Genomic DNA, 934 nt, shown 5'->3' with positions numbered 1-934 from the left:
GCTGCATGTAATGTTCTTCTAGCTCATCAATACTTGGTGCCCCAATTGGATGAACACGAACCCCTCTAGGGTCCATAAACTCGGTCATATGGCGAATCATGCCGCCTTTGCCAGCGGCATCAATACCTTCAACTACAACCACGCAGCGCATATTTTGATTGTATAAGCCATGCTGCAGCGTCATTAACTGTAGCTGCAGCTTTTCTAGTTTCTTCTCGTACTCTTTCTTATCCAGCTCCGGATGTTCAAGTTTTTGAAGTTTCATTGCGAGCCTGTTTCACGCTATTTATGTCGCGTTAAGTATGGCATCTTTTTTTGGGACTTCTGCAACGATTACAATTTAGAACAAAGCGCTAAAGCTTGACGATTACACGACCTGTGACATCACCCTTAGTGATACGATCGGCATATTCTGGCACTTGTTTAAGTTCAATTGTCTCACTCGCTTGCTCGTAGAAACTTTGTGGTAAAAGTTCGGTGAGTTGTTTCCAAGCAGTCGTTCTCTTTTCGATAGGGCACATAACTGAATCAATACCCTGAAGTCGCACATTTCGTAAAATAAAAGGCATCACCGTTGTAGGGAGTCCAAAACCTCCGGCAAGACCACAGCAAGCGACCACGCCATTGTAATGTGTTTGAGCAATCGCTTTAGCTAGTACCTTGTCTCCAACGGTATCAATGACACCTGCCCAACGTTGCTTTTCTAAAGGTTTTGCGGCTTCTTCTAATTCAGATCGTTCAATTAGTTCAGTGGCACCTAATTGCGTCAGGTGTGCAGTGTTTTGCGCTATTCGACCACTGCATGCAGTGACCTCGTATCCAAGAGCATGAAGTAGAGTGATGGCAGTTGAGCCGACTCCACCGCTTGCTCCTGTGACTAAGATTTTTCCTGACTCAGGTTTGATGCCACTCTCTATCAGAGCATCAACGCAGA

1 protein-coding gene and 1 pseudogene are annotated in these 934 nt (G+C 45.2%); both read right to left on the bottom strand.

The genetic code is table 11. The features are described 5' to 3' along the window. Positions 1-265 (bottom strand): annotated as a pseudogene (locus A3738_RS22985) (hypothetical protein); the annotation flags it as partial. Between the two features lie 88 nt (positions 266-353). Beyond that, positions 354-934: zinc-binding dehydrogenase (locus A3738_RS22980; RefSeq protein ID WP_156504434.1), on the bottom strand; the 581-nt coding region annotated here is incomplete at its 5' end.

Source organism: Oleiphilus sp. HI0066 (assembly GCF_001635725.1).
Note: the sequence above shows the minus strand (reverse complement) of the source record. Positions and strands in the feature narration are given on the sequence as shown.